We start from the raw sequence: 20506 nt of genomic DNA, 5'->3' as shown, positions 1-20506 counted from the left end.
CTATCTTACCTTGTCCCCATTAATTATAGGGATATTTTATTTTTCTTGTCCTGCAACTAATGTTTTCCCAGCACTGGGGCATAAATCACTTAACTCACAGGCTTCACAGACAGGAGAACGGGCTTTACAAACAGCACGACCGTGATAAATCAACCGAATTGACCAATTTTCCCAATCTGGCTGGGGTAACAACTTCATTAAATCTTTCTCAATCCGGATCGGATCAGGAAATTTAGTTAAACCCAAGCGTTGACTCAAACGCTTCACGTGAGTATCTACAGTCACCCCAGCATTAATACCATAAGCATGAGCGAGAACGACATTACCAGTTTTTCTTGCCACACCTGGAAGTTGTAATAATTGCTCCATTTGGTTAGGAACAATAGAGTTAAACTCGCTGACAATTTTTTGACAAGCCCCTTGAATATTCTTCGCCTTATTACGATAAAAACCCGTAGAACGCACCAAATTTTCTAACTCTTCTAAATCAGCATTAGCTAAACTAGCCGCATTAGGAAAGCGTGCAAATAAAGCTGGTGTAACTTTATTAACTCGCTCATCTGTACACTGGGCGGAGAGAATAGTTGCTACTAACAGTTGGACAGGCGTTGAATAATTCAAGGAACAAGTTGCATCTGGATAAAGACGCTGCAAGCGGGCGAGAATTTCTAACGCCCGTTGCTTTTTGGATGGGGATTTCCGGCTCACACTCACTGGAATAACTTTTGCACCCACTCTAATTGAGAAGTTAACTGACTAGTTTCTTTGACAATCAGAAAAATGCCTAGTCCTAAAAGTAGTACTAAACCAGTTTGCATTACACCTTCTTGAATCCGGTTAGGTAATGGCTTACCACGGACACCTTCAATCAGCAAAAATGCCAGTTGTCCACCATCTAAAGCTGGTAAAGGCAAAATGTTGATGATTGCCAAATTAATGCTGATCAAAGCCCCAAAGAAGAACAGACCACCTGTATCATTTTGGGCAATGTTGGAACCAATTTGGACAATTTTAATCGGCCCTGCTACTTGACCTGCTGTTTCCCCAAAGTTAGTAATTAGTTGTCCAAACCCTTGAAAGGTCAGGGTGACAAGGCGCTGAAATTCAGTAGCACCAATATTCAACGCTTTGCCCAGATTATTAACAGGACGGCGGACAACTTCACCATTGGGAGCAAGTCCGATACCAATACTACCTCCGGCTGGCTTATCTTCAGGAACTACATTCACTAACAGTGTTTGGTCGCCACGGGCAATTTCTAGTTGGACAGATTGACCAGGACTATTTTTAATGATGTCTCTAAAAACTTCAATGTCTTTTAGGTCTGTGCCAAATTCTCTTTGATCAGCTGCTAAGATGACATCTCCTGGTTGAATTCCGGCTGTGGTGGCTACAGAACTGACTTCTGGTGCTAGTTGTTGAATTAAAACGCCTGGGGCGCTGGCTTGTCCCACACCGATGAGGCTGACTTGAGTTACCAAGAGAAAATAGGCAAAGATTAAATTTGCAATGACTCCGGCACTGATCACAATCGCCCGGTCGAAAATGGGACGGTTACGCAGCAAATTCGGGTCATTGGGCGGAATATCGCTATCTGGGTCATCATCTGGAAAACCCACAAAACCCCCCAAAGGAAAGGCGCGGATAGCATATTCAGTTTGTGGTCCTTGGTACTTCCAAAGAACTGGGCCAAACCCTAAAGAAAAGCGGTTAACGAGAATACCTTGAGAACGAGCTGCGGTAAAGTGTCCCAACTCGTGTACCAAGATCAGAACAGCCAAGACTGCGATCGCTGCTAAAACTGACATAGAGTAAATTAGTCAAAAAATTCGGATATTATTCTTATTGTAATAGTTAAGGAATGGCTAAAGAGTCTTAACCCATGCTCGGCTAGTTTTACTTGAAGGGAATATACTCAACTGCATTGATCCATTCCTCAATATCTGAAGCCTTTGCTATCAATTCTAAATCTTTAACGAATTGACCAATTGTGCCACCCAGTTGATGTCCAAAAATTAATCCTGAAAACTGTTTTCCTGCTATTTGCCAAGTTTCAGCTAAGACCCGAAAACGGATGTCTTGGGTAAATAGGACTCGTTTAAGTTCAGTCACTCTCTCTAATAATTTATCATCAGGGAGTTCTTGCGTATCATCGTCCAAAGCGGTTAAAACATCTATACCCCGACGACGCAATTGTGATGTAATAGCTTCAGGGACATGAACATCCATATACAGAGAAATAGGCACTTACAGCAGTCCTTTTGCTTTCATTCTGCTGTAAAAAGGGGATTGTACTGATGGGTTCTTGGTTTCTTGAACTTGTTCCCATTCTTCCCTAATTTCTTGGTCAACCTCTTCTTGGTGGTCAAAGTAATAACCCATAGCCGCATGAGCTTCAGCGTGGCTTAAATAAGGATGTTGGCGACACATTTCTTCTACTGACCAACCATAAGCAAGATAGTCCATAACGATTTGCGCTACTCTAATCCGAGGAAAACGCTGTAATCTTGCCGGCTGATGCTCATTTTTTTCGATATGTGGGTAACTCAGAGCTAACATATTATTTTATCTAGCTAAGTTGCCATATCTTTATAGTATAGGCTTTACTGCCTAAATCTCGTAATTTTTTAGCATTGTAATCCAGGTCTCATTTACCTGTGCGCTCTCTCATTATAGTTTGGCAGGAGTAACAAGTTAGTACTGGTGCGATGTCTACGACTGGCTACGCACTGCTCCATCTACTCTATATAGTCCAATTTTCTGTCACTAAACCGGGAACTTTGCCGAAGTCACCAATATTTCGGGTCAATAATACTAAATTACGAGATATAGCGATCGCGGCAATTCTTAAATCCATCGTAGCAATTCTAACTTTTTGTTCTCGCAATTCATCAAATACTGCGATTGCCCCAGCATCAAATGGTAAAATGGGAGCAGTAATCGTCATCCTCATTAACAGGTTTATCAGATTGACGAAAAGCACGTCCATATTCTAAAGCTTCCAGAAAAGCCTCCTCATCAGAGACAGAACCAATAAGTTTTTCTAGCCAGTTCTCAGATATGGGCTTACTTTCAAGTTTATGCTGGAGATCAAAAACTGCTTGTTCAAGAGTATTTAAACGTCGTTCAAGAATTGCTTCGTCTAACATGGCTTCTCCTTCAATAGTTATTCGCAATCCAGGTGTTATATACCTTTGCGCTCTCTCATTATAGGTTGGAAGAACTGACGAGTTGGTGCTGGTGCAATGTCTACGACTGGCTACGCCTACGCACTACAACAAATTCTTAAATTCATCTTTTGTTAACTGGCGATCGCGCACAATAAACACCAAGCAATCCAGTCCCTATATTTTCAGCCTAAATAAACGATAAAAAACCTACCTGCTGAAAATATTACTCATAATGAGTCCACATCCGCAAAATTTTCACTGTATTCTCAGACTCAACCACCTCATATACCAGACGATGCTGAATATTGATTCTTCTGGAGTATGCACCTTCTAAATCTCCCACTAACTTTTCATAGGGTGGCGGATTCTGAAACGGATTAGTTTGAATGATATCGAGTAAGGTTTGCGCCTTATCTCTTAAATTACTAGCGGTGAGCTTTTTGGCATCTTTCTGTGCTTGTTTGGTGTAAACCAAATCCCAACTCACCACTCTAACTCCCGATCACATTCCTCAATCGGCGTTGCTAGTCCTTCTCGAATCGATTCCCTCATCCCTGGTACTGAGAGAAGATACAGGGTTTCTTGTACAGATGTCCAGTCAGCTTCAGACAATAACACTGCATTGCTACTTTGTCCTGCAATCACAATGGGTTGATGGGATTGATTTACGGAATCAATTAAATCCTGTAACTGCTGTTGAGCTTCATTGATGGGAATCATAAACCTCCATCTGTCTAAATCTGCTTTTTCCAATTGCAGAATTTTCAAATTCTAAACAAAGTTCTATTGCTTCTTGGATACGTTCCATTAGCTCATTGAGGGATTTTGCTTGTGTGTGACAGCCTTTTAGATTGGGGACTGAAGCCACGAAGTAACCATCTGAGTCTCTCTCAATAATTACACTGAATTCTTTGACCATGTGTCAACTACAGTTAGCTCATAATTAAGCTTATTGTATCGAATTCAATAAGTCTGTACAGGATTAGAAGTATAAGAGTAATAATTACACACAACTTAGTGCTTTGACTTTAGCAATGGTACTTTCAACATCTGGTAGTTTTTGACCGTATTTCTCGGCTGTTTCCAACCATAAATTTCTCACAATCATCAATTCTTGTAACGTTTCTTCTAAAGTTTCACCTTGTGCTAAACATCCGCGTAAAGCTGGAACTTCAGCCACAAAACCACCTTCATCACATGGGTAAACGACTATGGGATAGTTCATGATTGTTCTCCTTCTATTAGCTCTAATACTTGTTTAATATAAACTGATTTAACACGATTACTATGAACTAAAATTACTAAGTTTTTTCCTTTTCTAACCATTTTCTGCTTCTAACTACAACTAACTATTATCCTGTTACAGCACTTCCGGCAGCTATGAGGTACATCCCCAAAGCTGAAAGCTATGATAGGAGAGGGACAAGGAGAAAACTGTATTGCATAATAGCCGGAAGCGCTGTAATCCATGTAGTTTTTTGTTGTTTTGGTAGTCATCCTCATTAACAGGCTTCTCAGACTGAACCTCACTTACAAGATAAACGATAAACGCAATCAAGGCTAATTAGAAACAGGAGCATCTTCATAAAGAAATGGTTTTACATATTTTGGTTGATATTTAGGATCACTTTGACTCATATTTCCATTATTGTTTCTCACAAGATAATGCGCCCCATCAAAATACACTCCACCAGAGAGAGATGCTGCCTTGCGTTTGAAGTAATGGTATGAGCCAAGCTTGTCTTCTATAGACATTGTTTTCGATACATAGCAGGCTTCAAGCATATAGAATTTTCCAAAATACTTGCAGGAAATATCTGTACCTAAAACAAATCCAGTAAGTTGTAGATTGAAATTTAAGGTGGCACTGCCAATACGTAAATCGTGTTCTTCATTGTTCACATTTAACGACATATATATACCATTATGATCAGTCGCATATTCAAATCGCAGGTAGATTGATTTTTCGTATGTTATTGGGGCTTTACATAAATGTACTATATATTCGTTGTCAATACACTGATAAATAATATACCCATTCTCAATAAAAATGGATAAGCGATTTTTTTGAGGGGAACCATGATCAGCGATGAATGAACGTGTAAATAGTTGTTCTTTGTCAACAATCAAGTGATAAATAATTGACCCTCCAATTCGATTATCTGTTGGTTTTCGAGTGCTTAGATACTTTTCAATTAGTTGATTGAGCAATGAATCATAACAAATAAATGAAGTTGGAGTTTTGCGATTTTCAAGAAGTCTCGACACGCCACCCATATCATTATCTTCTGCAAGCCCATAAATGAGGATGATTTTGTACGACGATATTTCCGGTAGTAACAAATCTGATTTCACCACATTTCGAGCTTCACTACGTTCGCGGATAGAGTCAATATATTCGGTCGCTTGAGAAACATAAGATTCAGCAGTAGCATTAAACTTTCGACGGTTCCCATCTGTTCGCTCAACGATGAATGGAGATACAAAAGGCGTTTTAAGCTCGAAAACAGTTAAATTACAAGATTCTAGGTTAGCACAGAGGAAGTCCGGTTCTGGTCTAAAGCCGCGCTCGTTGTCAAATGGAATTTGTTTACCAGATGATTTTTCGTAGGATTGAACAGTATCAAAACCCAGAATTTTGAAAACAACTGGATTTGACTCAAAAAAGTATTGGTATTTTGCCTCAGAATTTTCTTGATCTACCAGCAATTCATAAAGTGCATATATTGCATTCCAAAGGTCTAAGTCACTAAACATATAATTTTCCAAAATTAATTACTTGTGTAGAGACGCAACCTAAAACGCCTCTACTTTTTCAGCAGATATCTAAATCACAAAATGTCCCTACCCAAAAATGGTTGCAACACCTCCGGTACTTTAATCGTCCCATCTGGCTGCTGATAATTCTCCAAAATCGCTGCCATAGTTCTGCCCACAGCTAAACCGGAACCGTTTAAAGTATGGACAAACTGCGTCCCCTTCTTACCAGCTTCCTTAAAGCGAATATCAGCCCTTCTTGCTTGGAAATCTACACAATTAGAACAACTGGAAATTTCTCGATACTTCCCAGAAGAAGGCAACCATACTTCTAAATCATAAGTTTTCGTTGCCCCAAAACCTAAATCAGCAGTACATAAATTAATGACTCGATAAGGTAATTTCAAAGCTTGTAAAATTGCTTCGGCATTTACTACCAATTTTTCTAATTCATCAAAAGAAGAACTAGGATGAACAACTTTTACTAACTCAACTTTATTGAATTGGTGCAGACGAATTAAACCCCGCATATCTCGCCCATAACTTCCCGCTTCTCTACGAAAACAGGGAGTATAAGCACAGTGATAAATTGGTAACTCTTCCGCAGCTAAAATTTCTTCCCGGTAAAGGTTGGTAACGGGAACTTCTGCTGTGGGTATCAACCACAATTCATCATCAGCACATTTAAAACTTTCTTCCGCAAACTTTGGTAACTGACCAGTTCCGGTTAAAGCATCAGTATTCACTAACAACGGCGGACTAACTTCTATATAGCCGGCTTCTGTTTGCGTCTTCAGCATAAACTGAATTAATGCCCTTTCTAAAGCCGCACCTGCACCAACCAGAGTCACAAACCGACTTTGGGCAACTTTTACAGCCCGTTCAAAGTTGAGAATACCTAATTTTTCGCCGATTTCCCAATGAGGAATAATCTTTGGGTTTTGCGGGAAATATTCATCACCCCAGCGCCGCACTTCTTGATTATCATTTTCACTTGTGCCAAGAGGTGTGAACTCACTGGGTAAATTGGGGAGTGCTAACACCAGTTGCTCAATTTCGGCTTTGAGGGCTTTTTCTTGGGGTTCCAGTTCACTTAATTGAGCTTTAACTGAGTTACCTTCGTCCCGCAAGGCTTGAATTTCTGGAGATTGAGGATCAGTACCAGATTTAATCTTCTGTCCGACAAGTTTACCAATTTCGTTACTGCGGGCTTGAAGTTGACTGCGTGTCCCTTCTAGTTCCCGTTGTTGCTTGTCTAATTGTAAAATCGGTTCGATGTCGTATTTACCACTACGACTGTTCAAACGTTCTTGGATTAATTGGGGATTTTCCCGTATTTGCTTAATATCCAGCACAGATTTTTCTCGGTTTTTTGCCTAGTGTCTTCTTGCCAAAACATCAGCATATCCTGATTTTGGCTTGGGAGGGCAGGAATTGCCAATCTAACAATTTCGTTCTGCTAATCTTGCTCAAGCTAGAAAATTCTATATTAATTCTGATTGTGAATATAGTTGTTAAGTCCGGGTAATGCGATTAAGTAGCCAAATGGACACTGCAAGCCCTGCAAAGTGGGCTGAAACGGTGTTGATGTTGGCCTGGACTACAAGCATATCTAGACCGCTAATAATCCGTGTAGGGTCAAATAATTGAGTGGTTGCAGCTTGGGGAGATATCGATCTGGCTACCAATGTCCCTACGATCGCTTGTGAACCCAATAATGTCACTAGCATTCCCACTAAATTAATCCACAGTCCCAGGCGTAATACTTGCAGCGTCTCACTTTTGCGAGGACGATTACTGGGATTTGAGGATTGCAATTGATTACCTATTCTGGTATATCGAAAAGCCAAATAAATGCCGCCAGCTAAAATAACAATTCCGCAAACTGCTAAAAATACGCCAAACCCAGTCCCAGGATTATTACCTGTGGCATTTCGTTGCTGACTAAATATCGCAAATAGCAGCACAATAATTGCAGAAACAACTCCTAAGACTAGCTGAATCCAAAAACTAATCCAACCTGTGAGGCGAAAGGTTTGGGCGATCGCGCGGAGATTAGACGAAGACGATGGGGTGTCGGGGTTTTGTGACATACTGATCACCAATGCGGTAAAAACTTGTTAAATTTAATATCACACTTACCAGATGGGATACGAGTATCTCAAGTCCAGGTAGTCAGTGTTGAATGCTGATTTGATTGTGTCTACAAGCATATAGGTTTTTATCCCGACTTTTCACATAGCTTAATTTTTGAGGTTTTGTACTGGGATAATCACAGTAAAACAAAGTGTTTATTAACTTTTGCAGACAAAACGGCATTTTGCTTGTAAAATTTCTTCGATGGCATTTTATGCTTAGGCAGTTCTAACCAGTTTGGCATCACTTGACACCTGGAAGCTGTCCAGGCGATCGCTTTAATTGCTCCTCTCCACAACACCTATAACTTGGGTAGGAACGTAGTATTTTGCGCTCCTCAAACTTGCACATCTGTCCCGCGACTCTAGCCGCGTGGGTAATTGTTGTAATGTTTACCCAGAGAAAACCCTGCCAAAGTAGCCAGATATAACTGCTTATTTTGTAGTAGCACTATATACTGTCTACCAGGATTGTAGATACCACTATTACCAGGCATTTTTTAGCCATTCACTAAACCATGAAACTTGAGGATATATATCAATTCTTTGAGAATCCTCCGCCAACTTATCTCTGTCAGGAAGTAGCAATTTGCTATATTTTGTATATCTTGTTACAAGGTGAATCCTACGGAACTGAGTTGATCCAGCGATTGGAAACTGAATACCCTATCTATCGGCTGTCGGATACCGTACTTTATAGTGCGATCAAATTTCTCGAAGACGAAAAGGCTATTACTGGGTATTGGAAGAAACTCGAAGGGCGAGGTCGCCCCAGGCGGATGTACCAAGTTTCTCCAGAATGGCAAGAACGATCACAGGATTTGGCACAACTTTGGCAAGATTACAGAAACGGGAGAACAAAATAATGAATAATTAATGAATAACTCATCATAGATAAGTGTACTCCAATGAAAACAATAACAATTTAGTTATGGATACTGCAATTGTTCCATCGACGTTGCTGCTCACACTGTTGTTATCAGTTGGGTTGTTTTTCTTTATTCGTGCTTCCACCAAAGACCGGATCACGAAAGCACAACTTGTCTCTGAACAAGATGAAAATGCTTTAATGCCCAAAGTTCGGGAGTATTTTCGCTCGCGGTCTTACCAAGTAGAAACCATAGACCGAGAAAAAAATCAAGTTATTTTTGAAGGTTTTGTTCAACCTAGCTGGTTTTTAGCAGTGTTTTTAACACTACTGGCATTTGGAGGTATGGCTTGTCTGGCGTTGGTTTTATCGATGCTTTTTCCTGACTTCGGTACTTTATTTATCGGATTAGTCATACTTTCGCCTTTGAGTGGTCTGTTTTATTGGAAAAAATCAGGAAGATTTGAGAAGGTATCTTTCCAGATAGAGTCAGCAAAGCAGGGGGAATCAAGCTCTGTAAGTAAAATTACTGTAATTGCCCACAGAGATGAACTCATGGAGTTACAAAAGGCTTTACAGTTGAAATCGGCTGATTGACATGAGGGAGGAGGAAAAAGTTGGCGGATACATAAGTTTTCCCTACGACATTGCATCGTAGGGAAAAAATTATATCTGCTTACTGAGCTTCCTGGGCAATCCATTGAAGGAGAGCGCAACTCAACTCTCACTTGCGGACGCATTTTGCTCTATCTGACTCCCCTCTGTATCATTTGACTAGAAATCAATTCATACAAACCAACGCGGTTTGAGAAGAAGCTGATTTTCTTATTCAGTCCAATTAACTGGGCTTGATAATATACTGGCAAATCATTCACAAACTTAAAAAAAACGAAAACTTTGCATAAACTGAGCAACTTTACTAGTTAAATGATTGTGAGAAGCCAACATTCGATCATTTAAAAGTTAACCATTTATATCTAGCGGCTAGCCACAGCCACTGGTTCCATACCTACTGGAGATTCTAATGTCCGCAGACTGGGAAACAAGAAATGGTTTTCTTCTACGTATTGAGCGCCAAACAGACCCTTCTCTGCCCAGAAATAACGGTCTGTTGTGTGTTCATTTCGCTTTACAAGTAGCAATGCTGGTGGCGCAATCCCTTCAGCTTGAATGAATTTTCTCGCTGCTGTTACAGGTTTTTCTTCGCCACTTTCGATGCTATATTGAGGCACATGCTCTAGAATGCGTCGTCCTTCTTGGCGACGGCGACTTTTCCGCTTACGTCTTCTTGCCAACTGATTGTCCTCCTCTTTCAAGCTATAGATTGTAGTTATAGCTACAAAATCCGTCGCAATTATATAAGTTCTAGTTCAAAATATCAATAGTTCTTAAACTTTTGATACAGAAAGATAATATTTAAAATTGGTAAAGCATATAATCCCCCGGTGCAAACCATTACTGCAAAGATTTAGTTAAGCTTGATGCAAAGAGTGAGAAAAAAATAAAGCAACATTCTTCTATCTTCCCTCAAATTCTGTGATCTTGAGCAAAAGCTAAAAAATGTTAATGTCTGCCAGTTCAGATTTTGTTGCTCTATGCCGAGAGCAAATAGCACTGTTAACCCAAGGACTGGGAGCATCTTTAAGTGTTGTTTACTTAACACAAGAGTTGGTGGATGCTCCTGCTGGTGAGGCAAAATTAATTCCTGTAGTCGTTTACCCGGAGACAGCAGTCTTACGACCAGGAGAAGATATGACGGAAGCAACAATTGGAGATGTTTTGGTGTTACCTCAGCAACAGAGTAGATTATTGACAGCCGGGACGGGATCACCGATTTCATCACAGGAGACAAGGAAAGTAGATGCTGAACAACCTGATTTAACAGAGGAATCTCGGCTCAGTGGACACCAAATTGTCCTGCCTCTAATTCATGAAGGTGTGATGATGGGGTTGTTGGTGACGGGTAGAGAAGACCGGGCATGGAATGAAAAAGAGCAAAGCGAAATTCAAAAAATAGTCCAGACGCTGGCGATCGCCTGTATTCTAGATCAACGTCGAGCTTGGCTACAACATCAGTTACACCAACAACAAATTCTCCAAGAACAGCAGCGAGATTTGCTCGATAATCTCCTGCACCAATTTCGTAACCCCTTGACAGCATTACGCACTTTTGGCAAACTGCTATTAAAACGCTTGCGACAAGGTGATCCCAATCGTGAAGTAGGGGCGAATATTGTCCGAGAAAGCGATCGCCTAGAAGAATTGCTACGACAGTTCGATCAAGTAATTGACTGGACTGAGGCAGATTTAGCGCCTTTATCGTTGCCAGAAAATGAAGTATTTGTAGAAGCAACTGTAGAGAAAGAGCGCAAACCAGCATTATTGTTGCCGGGAACGGGAGAGAAAGAAACTGATTGCTTTGTAGTTGATTTATTAACACCATTACTAGTGTCAGCTAAAGCCATAGCACAGGAGCGTCATCTACAACTGAAAACAGAAATTCCTAGAAATTTACCACTAGTACAAGTTAATGTCAAAGCATTACAAGAAGTATTAAGTAATCTCATTGATAACGCTTTAAAGTACACTCCTCCAGGTGGCAAGATTCTCATTCAGGTAGGGCAAAAAAAAGTTAATTTCCAAGGAATTGCTATTAGTAATACTGGATCTGGAATTCCCCCAGAAGATTTAGCACATTTGGGAGAACGCCATTATCGGGGAGTACAAGCGCAAACTGAAATTCCTGGTAGTGGTTTAGGACTAGCGATCGCAAAACAATTAATACAACAAATGCAGGGCGAAATCGAGATTTTCAGCCCTGCAATTAACTCAACTATGTCTTCAGCCGATGCACCGGGAAATACTTTTATAATTTGGTTGCCAATGAAGAAGCAGGGGGGATAAGAGGCAGGGGGCAGGGAGCAGGGGGCAGGGGAGCAGGGGGCAGGGGGCAGGGAGCAGGGGGAGAGAAGATGGTAACTCCCCAACGACCAATGACCAATTACTATCTCACTGAAACCAGCAAGTTTTGATTGATTGTCATTTGTAAATCGGTATCAGGTGAGATCGCGATTAAGTCAACGCTGTTTCTACCAAAGAACAGACCAATTAAACCGCCGATAGCCGCACCACCGAGGACTTCTTCTGTGGCGATCGCGCGATCGCCTGTAACAGCAGATACCGCAGCCGCAGCACTAGCACCTAAGAGAGTATTTTGGATGATTGTACTGGTGCTTGTACCTCGTCTAATGGTTTCAGTTTTAGTAATTACTTCTGAAGAGGCGTTAATTTGATACTCTTCACCTGTGGTTAACAGTAGTCTTTCGGCCACGAATTGCGAACCACCTCGAGCCGGTTGGAGTTTACCAACCACTTGACTACCAGCCGGAATGACTACTCTTCCTTCTTGGGTAACTACATTTTGGTCTACTGTCAGAGTCAAAGGTGCTGTTTCATCTTTCGTAACCAGGATTTTTTCTGCCTGATCATATTTCACAGGAATAGCAGTTCCTTGGGGAATGGTGACAGATATAGGTGTGGGTGCAGTCGTTTGCAGGGCAACGATATAAGGCGAATTAATTGCTGAAGCTTGATTAGAACTGACTAACGCCTGATATATAAACGCGGCTACCTGGGCGCGTGTAGCTGTTGCTGTGGGATTCAAGAACTGAACATTAGGATAGTTAACCACAATTCGCCGCTCAGTGGCAGCAGCGATGGGACTACGGGCCCAGTCAGCAATATTAAAGCTATCACTGAAAGTTTGTAGAGTTGTTTGGGTGTTAGCAGTGGGAGAATAATTTAAACCATTAGCTAAAGCCACCAAAACCTGTTGGCGGGGAATATTTTGGTTAGGCTCGAAGCGATTACCGGGATATCCTGATAAGAAACCGATAGTATAGGCTTGGCGAATCGCATTAGATGCCCAAAAATTGCTGGACACATCTACAAAATTAATGGCTTGCCGTTCTGGTGCTTTTGAAAAAGCATTGTTAATCATCGCGGCAAATTGGGCGCGGGTTACTGGTTCTTCTGGGCGGAATCTACCATCAGGAAAACCAGCAATCACACCTCGCTGTGACAATTGTTGAATGAACTGCGCTGCCCAATAGTTAGACGAAACATCAGAAAATGTGGTTTGAGCTAAAGATTGTGAGGCGTTAATAAAGGGTGCGATAGCGCCTATTGTGAAGCTCACAGTCATAAGTGCAGCAGTTTTAGATTGCCCACGATTTAAATTAAACATTGTTTTTACTCCAGTAAAATTAAGTTTTTTCTCTTACTTATTCAGACAATTTGTGTAATGAAAAGTTCCTAGTTTTTTTCTTTTTAATCAGTAATTTTGCTATTTTAAATAATTCGTATATTTTATTTTTTTGCCGTTAAATATTAATGGGTATACCATTTATGGATAATAGTTTGCGAGGCGTAGTCATGGAATATGGTTTGAACAACAATAAATTAAAACAAACCTATATTGACTCAGACGTGACAGCAATAAAAATAGTTGCAAGAGCATGAAATATTTTTGACTCTTGCTTTATGAGTATTCAACTAGCTCAGATGTCTGTCTTTTGGTATAAACAGTGATTTGACTGCAAAATGCTGGGGTAAGTTTCGCAAATGCCGAAAAATAGCTATACAAAATGAAGCGATCGCCTACTATAGTTACAGTAGCGATCGCTCATGGGAGATAATTAAAATCACGGCTGTAATCTGGTGAAGCTTAGTAGCGGTCTATGACTAAATTAGAATTAAGTGCCAGTCTCAAATCCTGTTCTGGTCTTACCACGAAAACTTCAGTTTCTTTTTTACGTAGCAGTACACTGGCTAAAGCACCAGCAGCTGCACCACCCAGAGGTTCTAAAATTTCAATTCTGCGATTACCTGTAATTAATGAAATTGCCGTGGCAGTACCAGCACCAATAGCCGCATCTGTCAATATTTTACCGCTATCGTTTCTACTCACTGTTTCAGTTCTGGTGATAGTCTGAGAAGAAGCATTAATTGATTGGCGACGGCCAGAGGGAAAGACTAATTCCCGTGCGACAAAACGCACACCTCTGATATTGTCATTATCCCTATTTCTGCCGTTTAAATATACAGGTTCTAGCTGTCCTACAACTTCGGTGTTTCTCGGAATTAAGACATTTCTCCGGTTATCGGTGATGTCGTTGGATATTTTCAATGTCAGGTCTAATGTTTCCCCACGACTAACAACAACTTTCTCTTTGTCGTATCTAACTGGAAAACTTACGTTAGCGTTAGCAGGGATGGTAACTGTTCTTGATTGCCCAATATTATACTGAGCATGAGCAGGAGCAAAGGCAATCATTGGAGCAACAGCAGTGGTAGTAATTGCCATTGCCATGAGTGCGGCGGTTCTAGATTTCCATTGATAGAGGATAGTCATAGGATGCTTGTGTTTTATTTCTGTGATGTATGATCTGACGATAATTTATGGTGATTGTTTCTAAACGTGATAACTAATAATTGTTCACGGAATAACTGTTCACTGATAACTGAATAAATACAAACCATACAAGCAGGTTTAAATTGTTTGAGGGCATGGCAGTTATATTTTTCTTCGGAGTTCAGCAAAATAATTTGCTTCATCCGAAAAACTTGGTCATAATCTTGTTAAGATTAGTAAAATTACGGACTTAAGGACTAGAATAGTGATAATCACATAGGTAAACTATCAAATAGTGCATCTGTACTGCAAGTTCGTAAAATATTTAGATGCGGCACTATAGCCTCAATGATTCCAGTACAACTTATCCTCAAAAACTTCCTCAGTTACCGTGATGCAACTTTAGATTTTCGTGGTTTGCATACGGCTTGTATTTGTGGTTCTAATGGTGCGGGTAAATCTTCACTTTTAGAAGCAATCACATGGGCAATCTGGGGTCAAAGCCGTGCCGGTGTTGAAGATGATGTAATTCATTCAGGTGCGAAAGAAGTTCGGGTTGATTATGTTTTTCAATGTAATCAGCAAAAATATCGGGTAATTCGCACCAGAGTTCGGGGTGCTAGTGGTGTCCTAGAATTTCAAATAGAAACTGCTTCTGGGTTTCGCGCCTTGACTGGGAAAGGAGTTAGAGCTACACAAGATTTGATTTTAGAACATATCAAACTTGATTATGATACTTTTATTAATTCTGCCTACTTGCGTCAAGGCCGTGCAGATGAATTTATGATCAAGCGTCCCAGTGAGCGCAAGGAAATTTTAGCAGAATTATTAAAACTGAATCAATATGATCAATTAGAAGAACGGGCAAAAGAGACATATCGCCAGTTGAAAGGGCGGGCAGAAGAGTTAGAGCGTTCTTTGGAGTCCAGCCAAGTTCAGCTACAAGCACGGGCAGCAACACAAGCCCAAAAAACAGAGTTAGAAACTGAACTCAACCAACTGCAACAAGTCCAGGCTTTTGACAATATTCAATTACAAAGTTTGCAAGTTGTGCAGCACCAGAGGCAAAATTGGGAGCAACAACTGAATTTTGTCAGGCAACAACATCAAAATTTAACTCAAGATGGCGATCGCTTGCAACAAGAACAGTCATCTGTGCATAGTCAGTTATCAGATTTAGCAGCCATTTTAAATCAGGAAGCTGAAATTAAATCTGGTTTTACACAGTATCAAACTCTGCAAGCTCAAGAAGAAGCTATTGCTACTAAATTTCAAGAATATACCCGTGCCACGGCTTTACTTCAACAAAAGCAACAGCAACTAACCAACCAAATTCACGAACTAGAAAGGCAACTGCAACAAGTTGAAGGACAATTACTAGTATTAGAACAACAAGAGCTAGAAATTCAGCACACTCTGAATAAATCGCCAGAAGTGGAAGCGGCTTTAACCCAACTTACCGCAGCTCGTCGCCGTGTGACTCAATTAGATGAACTGCAAATGCAAGTTTCTCCTTTGTTGCAACAACGCCAAAACCTCCAAAGTCAACTGGATAGAGTTCATGCTGGTTTAGTAGCCAGATTAGAACAGTTACAAGCGACAGAAAACCAACTAAAACGCTCCTCCCAACGTCAACCGCAATTACAACAAGCGGCGAGAGACTTAGAAATCCAGATTTCCCAGATGGAGAAAGACAAAGTTTATCTGCAACGAGTCCAGGACAAAGGCCAGGAAAGACGGCATTTTATGGAACGTCTGCAAGCTCAACAGCGAGAATATGAAAGGTTATTGGGCGAATTGGAGAAAAAACTGGAAATGCTTCGCACCCCTGATGCAATGTGTCCCTTGTGTGAGCGTCCTTTAGATGAACATCATTGGAATCGTGTGGTGGATAAAACCAAAAACGAGTACAAAGATACTGAGGGGCAATTGTGGGTATTCCGGGAACAAAAGGCAGTTTCAGACCGAGAAATTCAGGTACTGAGGCAAGAATATCGGGAAATATTGCAAAAAGTATCACCTTATGACACCCTACGAGAACAAAGAGGTCAATTAGCGGCACAACTGCAATCAACCAGTGATGCTGACCAACAATTACAACAACTGGCTGAGGAAAAGCAACATTTAGAGCGATCGCTGCAAGCAGGTGATTACGCCCCTGACAAACAAGCCCAACTGCGACAATTAGAAGCATATTTACAAGAATTGAATTATAATGAGCAAGACCATGCTTTAGCTAGAAGTGAAGCAGAGCGTTGGCGATGGGCAGAAATTAAACAAGGGCAAATTAAAGACGCAGCTAAACGACAAGCTCAAATAGCTGCCCGGAAACCAGAATTACAAGCAACTATTTCTCAGTTACAGAATCAAATCCAGCAAGATAAAATTGATTCTGATTGTGCTAAAGAAATCACTCAACTTCAGCGTCAAATTGCAGAAATTGCTTACAGTTCAGAGCAACATAACAGCTTGCGCGTAGCTGTACGCCAAGCCCAATCTTGGGAATTACGTTATCAACAACTTGTGTCAGCCCAACAGCAGTTTCCCCAACTCCAGAAACGATGGCAGGATTTAGAGGTTTCCAGAAGTGAGAGATTGCAAGAGCGGCAAAAACTGCTAACTCAAATTGAAAGTATTACTCAAGAATTAGCCAAATCAACCAACCCCACCCAACAAATTAACGCTTTAGAGCAGCAAATTCAAACCCGCCGACGGCAACTTGATGAAAAAATCGCCAGTTTAGGGCGTTTAGAACAGTTGATGCTACAGTTGGAAACTCTGCAAAATCAGTATGAACAACAGCAGCAACAGTTAAATTCTTGTAAGCATGAACAACGAGTTTATCAGGAATTGGCGCAGGCATTTGGTAAAAATGGTATCCAAGCACTGATGATTGAAAATGTGTTGCCACAACTAGAAGCTGAGACAAATCAACTGTTATCACGGCTGAGTGCTAATCAATTACACGTACAATTTATTACTCAGAAATCTGGGCGCAGTAGTAAAGCAAAAAAGAAAAATGCCAAGCTGATTGATACTTTAGATATTTTAATTGCTGATTCTAGTGGAACACGAGCTTATGAGACTTACTCTGGTGGGGAAGCATTTAGAATTAACTTTGCCATCCGTTTAGCCCTAGCGAAATTATTGGCACAGAGGGCGGGTGCAGCTTTGCAATTATTAATTATAGATGAAGGCTTTGGGACACAGGATGCGGAAGGATGCGATCGCTTGATTGCGTCCATTAATGCGATCGCTTGTGATTTTGCCTGTATACTGACTGTAACCCATATGCCCCACCTCAAAGAAGCCTTTCAAGCCCGCATAGAGGTTAATAAAACCCAGCAAGGTTCCCAAGTCAGTTTGTCAATGTAGATATACCTCTAACTAGCGTTGCTGGAGCTAGAGGTTCATTAACAGCTAAACTACGAATTACGAATTACGAACTACGAATTACGAATTACGAACTACGAACTACGAATTACGAATTATTCCACCCGTTCAGTATTGCCAATTCTTACCCAACCTTCTTGTTTACCTTCTGTGCGAATCTTTTGCCATTTTTTATCCTGACTTTCTTCCAAGACAATCACTTCTTCATTAGCAGCAACTCCAGCAACACGTTCACCGTCCATGCTTGGTTCAGCTCGTACAATTAAGCCTTCAGGCCAAGTAACACGTCCTTGGTAAGCCCCCGGTGGTAATGCGTCCGTTGGTGTTGGTGTTGGTGTTGGCGTTGGCGTTGGTGTTGGTGTTGGGGTGGATGCATTATTTACCTCAGTAGCTTGAGGAGCTTGCTCTTTCAACGCCGGACTATCATTGGCAAACAGAGGTTTAGGTGGGGGCATAAAGCTTCTATTCATGAAATAGAGTGCAACTGCAACACCGCTACCGGTTAAAATGGCGATCGCTAAAATAACGCCCAGTATAAATTTTAGTAAATTAACAAACATCTTGAAAACCTCATCACCATTGCTCAATAGTCAATAGTAGTTCTTAAATATTGACCATTGACATCCAAATGACTAATTATTTAATTATTACATCTGTCGCTGAATGCGTTAACGTAACTTCCCGAAAGTATCAGTTAAAGGATTATGTTTCGAGGCTAAACGCGCTCTTCCAGATGCAGCCCATTCTTGTAGTTGTTGAATTTGCTCCACAGCCGTTCGAGCTAAAGGTATAATCTGGCTGGCAGCTTCGAGAATATCTTCATTAGCAAAATCGCGGTTTTGACTAAATCCAATGTGCATCGCTTCAATTAAGGTTTGCTCAATCTCAGCCCCAGAAAAATCGGGCGTTTCATAAGCTAATCTCTCAATATCATAACTTTTCAGGTTATGGGGGCGCAGTCGGGATAAATGAACGTTAAAAATTGCTTTTCTTTCATCTTGGGTCGGTAAACCCACAAAGAAAATTTCATCAAATCGCCCTTTACGCAACATTTCTGGCGGTAGGGCTTGGATGTCGTTAGCGGTGGAAACAACAAACACAGGTGAGGTTTTTTCGGCTAACCAAGTAATAAAAGTCCCAAATACCCGGCTAGCAGTACCGGCATCACCTTTAGCACCAAGTCCCGAAAAGCCTTTATCGATTTCATCAATCCACAAAACGCAAGGCGCGAGGGCTTCAGCAACTTGAATCATTTGGCGAGTGCGGGATTCTGATTCACCGACTAAACCACCGAATAAGCGCCCAACATCGAGGCGTAAGAGGGGTAAATGCCAGTGATGTGCGATCGCTTTTGCTGTTAAAGATTTACCAGTACCTTGAATACCTAATAACATTAAACCACGAGGGTGTGGTAATCCGTACTGGCGGGCTTTCTCACTAAATGAACCGCCCCGACGTAGTAACCAATCTTTGAGGTTATCTAATCCCCCTATATCAGAAATTCGCTCAGTGGCGGGGTAGAAGTCCAGGATTTGGGTTTGGCGGATAGTTTGGCGTTTTTCCTCCAAAACTAAGTCTACATCCTCTGGTTGCAGTTCTCCATGGGATGCGATCGCTCTAGCTAAAACTCGCCGAATCCGTTCCATTGATAGCCCTTGACAAGAGCGTACCAAGTCATCGAGAATTTTGCCAGATAGGGAGTTTTGACCAGTGCTTTGCAGTAAGCGTTCCACCTCAGTTTTAATTTCTGGAGCTGCGGGTAAAGGAAACTCAACCACTGTGAGAACTTCGGTTAAATCGTCAGGAATAGCGACCCGTGGCGATAGTAATACCAGATTTTTGGGTTGAGATTTCAACAGTCTGGCTAAATTGCGAAGTTTGCGTGCGATCGCCACATCATCCAAAAACCGATGATAATCGCGTAAAATCAACACAGCAGGAGCAGAAGCTGGCAACTTTTCCACAAACTCCAAAGCTTGCAACGGGTTACGCTTACCAAACCCAGTATCATTGGGATTTCCCTGGTAGCCATCCACAAAATCCCAAGTATACACAGGGCGATTACCTTGATTTGCCGCTTCTTCCCGAATCGCCGTTTCTACCCGTTCCTCCTCATAAGTAGGAATATAAATCAAAGGGTAGCGGGCGCGTAGCAACAATTTAAATTCTTCACGAAAGTTCATAACTCTAATTTGTAATTCGTAATTCGTAATGCTCCCTTTGGGAGAGCTTCGCTCTAAGCGTAGCTATGCCGTAGGCTTTACGTAATTCGTAATGAAGAATGACATATTATTGAGCTTCTTGTAATCATCTGCTCCATTCCCCACCAAACCTAGTAGGGGTAGGTTTACAGATATCATCCAACATCAACGAGAATATGAATAAACCCGCCCTTACTTACCTACACTTAAAACTTGCTGAACAGTTAGCACTAGTTCTGAAAAAGCGAGAGATTTAATTTGCTGTTCCCCAATAAAAACTAATTCTTCATAAAATCCTTCTTCCAGAAATAGCACCGTCACCTTTTTTTCTAAAGGGTCAACAATCCAATATTCGGGAATTTCTAAAGCAGCATACTCAGAACGCTTAAAACGATAATCTCGTTTAATTGATTCTGGGCTAATAATTTCCACAGCTAAAAGTGGCGGAGTTTGACAAACAGCAGATTGATCTAAAATATCTGTCACTTGGTCAACCGTTACCACATATAAATCCGCCAGCCTAGACTTACGCCATCCCGTTCTTATACCCGCTTCCCGAAAGCACAGCC

At 41.1% G+C, this 20506-nt stretch carries 24 protein-coding genes; 5 read left to right on the top strand and 19 right to left on the bottom strand.

From position 1 onward, the window contains the following. Positions 1–36: 36 nt before the first annotated feature. From nth to VB654_RS01765, 13 genes are all read right to left on the bottom strand, one after another. On the bottom strand, positions 37–735 hold the full coding sequence (nth, locus tag VB654_RS01825; RefSeq protein ID WP_323211654.1) for an endonuclease III: 699 nt from the start codon (positions 733–735) through the stop codon (positions 37–39). Further along, on the bottom strand, positions 711–1808 hold the full coding sequence (rseP, locus tag VB654_RS01820; protein ID WP_323211653.1) for an RIP metalloprotease RseP: 1098 nt from the start codon (positions 1806–1808) through the stop codon (positions 711–713). The genes nth and rseP overlap by 25 nt, the downstream gene beginning before the upstream one ends. Positions 1809–1896: 88 nt before the next feature. Next, complete coding sequence (locus VB654_RS01815) at positions 1897–2247, bottom strand: DUF5615 family PIN-like protein (protein ID WP_323211652.1); 351 nt, start codon at positions 2245–2247, stop codon at positions 1897–1899. Beyond that, positions 2248–2559, bottom strand: coding sequence for a DUF433 domain-containing protein (locus VB654_RS01810; protein WP_193997046.1), 312 nt, complete (start codon positions 2557–2559; stop codon positions 2248–2250). A gap of 184 nt (positions 2560–2743) precedes the next feature. After that, complete coding sequence (locus VB654_RS01805) at positions 2744–2947, bottom strand: type II toxin-antitoxin system VapC family toxin (protein WP_323211650.1); 204 nt, start codon at positions 2945–2947, stop codon at positions 2744–2746. After that, positions 2916–3149 carry a transferase hexapeptide repeat containing protein gene (locus VB654_RS01800; RefSeq protein WP_323211649.1) on the bottom strand — a complete coding sequence of 78 codons (234 nt, stop codon included), beginning with the start codon at positions 3147–3149 and terminating at the stop codon, positions 2916–2918. Before VB654_RS01800 ends, VB654_RS01805 begins: the two co-directional genes overlap by 32 nt. Positions 3150–3393: 244 nt before the next feature. After that, positions 3394–3660 (bottom strand): Txe/YoeB family addiction module toxin, encoded by a 267-nt coding sequence (locus tag VB654_RS01795; RefSeq protein ID WP_323211647.1) that lies wholly within the window; start codon positions 3658–3660, stop codon positions 3394–3396. Next, positions 3654–3890: a type II toxin-antitoxin system Phd/YefM family antitoxin gene (locus VB654_RS01790; protein WP_323211646.1), complete on the bottom strand. Its 237-nt coding sequence runs from the start codon at positions 3888–3890 to the stop codon at positions 3654–3656. Before VB654_RS01790 ends, VB654_RS01795 begins: the two co-directional genes overlap by 7 nt. After that, the gene (locus VB654_RS01785; protein WP_323211645.1) at positions 3874–4089 is read right to left on the bottom strand and encodes a type II toxin-antitoxin system HicB family antitoxin; all 216 of its coding nucleotides are present in this window, start codon (positions 4087–4089) and stop codon (positions 3874–3876) included. Before VB654_RS01785 ends, VB654_RS01790 begins: the two co-directional genes overlap by 17 nt. An 84-nt stretch (positions 4090–4173) precedes the next feature. Next, a complete protein-coding gene (locus tag VB654_RS01780; RefSeq protein WP_323211644.1) occupies positions 4174–4395 on the bottom strand; it encodes a type II toxin-antitoxin system HicB family antitoxin in 222 nt (73 codons plus the stop codon). A 335-nt stretch (positions 4396–4730) separates the two neighbouring features. Beyond that, on the bottom strand, positions 4731–5927 hold the full coding sequence (locus tag VB654_RS01775; RefSeq protein ID WP_323211643.1) for a Shedu anti-phage system protein SduA domain-containing protein: 1197 nt from the start codon (positions 5925–5927) through the stop codon (positions 4731–4733). A 74-nt stretch (positions 5928–6001) separates the two neighbouring features. After that, positions 6002–7282, bottom strand: coding sequence for a serine--tRNA ligase (gene serS / locus VB654_RS01770; RefSeq protein ID WP_323211641.1), 1281 nt, complete (start codon positions 7280–7282; stop codon positions 6002–6004). Positions 7283–7441: 159 nt separating this feature from the next. Next, a complete protein-coding gene (locus tag VB654_RS01765; RefSeq protein ID WP_323211640.1) occupies positions 7442–8020 on the bottom strand; it encodes a DUF3611 family protein in 579 nt (192 codons plus the stop codon). Between the two features lie 560 nt (positions 8021–8580). On the opposite strand from VB654_RS01765, the gene VB654_RS01760 reads away from it, so the two are divergent. Both VB654_RS01760 and VB654_RS01755 read left to right on the top strand, forming a co-directional pair. Further along, entirely contained in the window at positions 8581–8928 is a 348-nt protein-coding gene (locus VB654_RS01760; RefSeq protein ID WP_323211639.1) for a PadR family transcriptional regulator, read from the top strand. A 65-nt stretch (positions 8929–8993) separates the two neighbouring features. Beyond that, positions 8994–9527 (top strand): cofactor assembly of complex C subunit B, encoded by a 534-nt coding sequence (locus VB654_RS01755; protein ID WP_323211638.1) that lies wholly within the window; start codon positions 8994–8996, stop codon positions 9525–9527. 380 nt (positions 9528–9907) lie between these two features. On the opposite strand, the gene VB654_RS01750 is transcribed toward VB654_RS01755, so the two are convergent. Continuing rightward, the gene (locus VB654_RS01750) at positions 9908–10225 is read right to left on the bottom strand and encodes a DUF3155 domain-containing protein (protein WP_323211637.1); all 318 of its coding nucleotides are present in this window, start codon (positions 10223–10225) and stop codon (positions 9908–9910) included. A 265-nt stretch (positions 10226–10490) separates the two neighbouring features. On the opposite strand from VB654_RS01750, the gene VB654_RS01745 reads away from it, so the two are divergent. Beyond that, positions 10491–11834 carry a HAMP domain-containing sensor histidine kinase gene (locus VB654_RS01745; RefSeq protein ID WP_323211636.1) on the top strand — a complete coding sequence of 448 codons (1344 nt, stop codon included), beginning with the start codon at positions 10491–10493 and terminating at the stop codon, positions 11832–11834. 100 nt (positions 11835–11934) lie between these two features. Here the strand turns inward: VB654_RS01745 and VB654_RS01740 are convergent, their stop codons facing one another. Next, the gene (locus VB654_RS01740) at positions 11935–13176 is read right to left on the bottom strand and encodes an S-layer homology domain-containing protein (RefSeq protein WP_323211635.1); all 1242 of its coding nucleotides are present in this window, start codon (positions 13174–13176) and stop codon (positions 11935–11937) included. 345 nt (positions 13177–13521) lie between these two features. Here VB654_RS01740 and VB654_RS01735 point away from each other — a divergent pair, with 345 nt between their 5' ends. Continuing rightward, a complete protein-coding gene (locus tag VB654_RS01735) occupies positions 13522–13653 on the top strand; it encodes a hypothetical protein (protein WP_323211634.1) in 132 nt (43 codons plus the stop codon). A gap of 3 nt (positions 13654–13656) precedes the next feature. Here VB654_RS01735 and VB654_RS01730 read toward each other — a convergent pair whose 3' ends face one another. After that, the gene (locus tag VB654_RS01730; protein WP_323211633.1) at positions 13657–14343 is read right to left on the bottom strand and encodes a conjugal transfer protein TrbI; all 687 of its coding nucleotides are present in this window, start codon (positions 14341–14343) and stop codon (positions 13657–13659) included. Between the two features lie 348 nt (positions 14344–14691). On the opposite strand from VB654_RS01730, the gene VB654_RS01725 reads away from it, so the two are divergent. Next, positions 14692–17718: an SMC family ATPase gene (locus VB654_RS01725; RefSeq protein WP_323211632.1), complete on the top strand. Its 3027-nt coding sequence runs from the start codon at positions 14692–14694 to the stop codon at positions 17716–17718. A 113-nt stretch (positions 17719–17831) separates the two neighbouring features. On the opposite strand, the gene VB654_RS01720 is transcribed toward VB654_RS01725, so the two are convergent. The 3 genes from VB654_RS01720 to VB654_RS01710 all read right to left on the bottom strand — a co-directional run. Further along, on the bottom strand, positions 17832–18296 hold the full coding sequence (locus VB654_RS01720) for an SH3 domain-containing protein (protein WP_323211631.1): 465 nt from the start codon (positions 18294–18296) through the stop codon (positions 17832–17834). Between the two features lie 108 nt (positions 18297–18404). Next, positions 18405–19919, bottom strand: a complete 1515-nt coding sequence (locus VB654_RS01715; RefSeq protein WP_323211630.1) for an AAA family ATPase — start codon at positions 19917–19919, stop codon at positions 18405–18407. A gap of 210 nt (positions 19920–20129) precedes the next feature. Beyond that, positions 20130–20506 (bottom strand): Uma2 family endonuclease (locus tag VB654_RS01710; protein WP_323211628.1); only part of this gene is annotated, 377 nt, incomplete at its 5' end.

Source organism: Nodularia sp. UHCC 0506 (assembly GCF_034931045.1).
Lineage (GTDB): Bacteria > Cyanobacteriota > Cyanobacteriia > Cyanobacteriales > Nostocaceae > Nodularia.
Note: the sequence above shows the minus strand (reverse complement) of the source record. Positions and strands in the feature narration are given on the sequence as shown.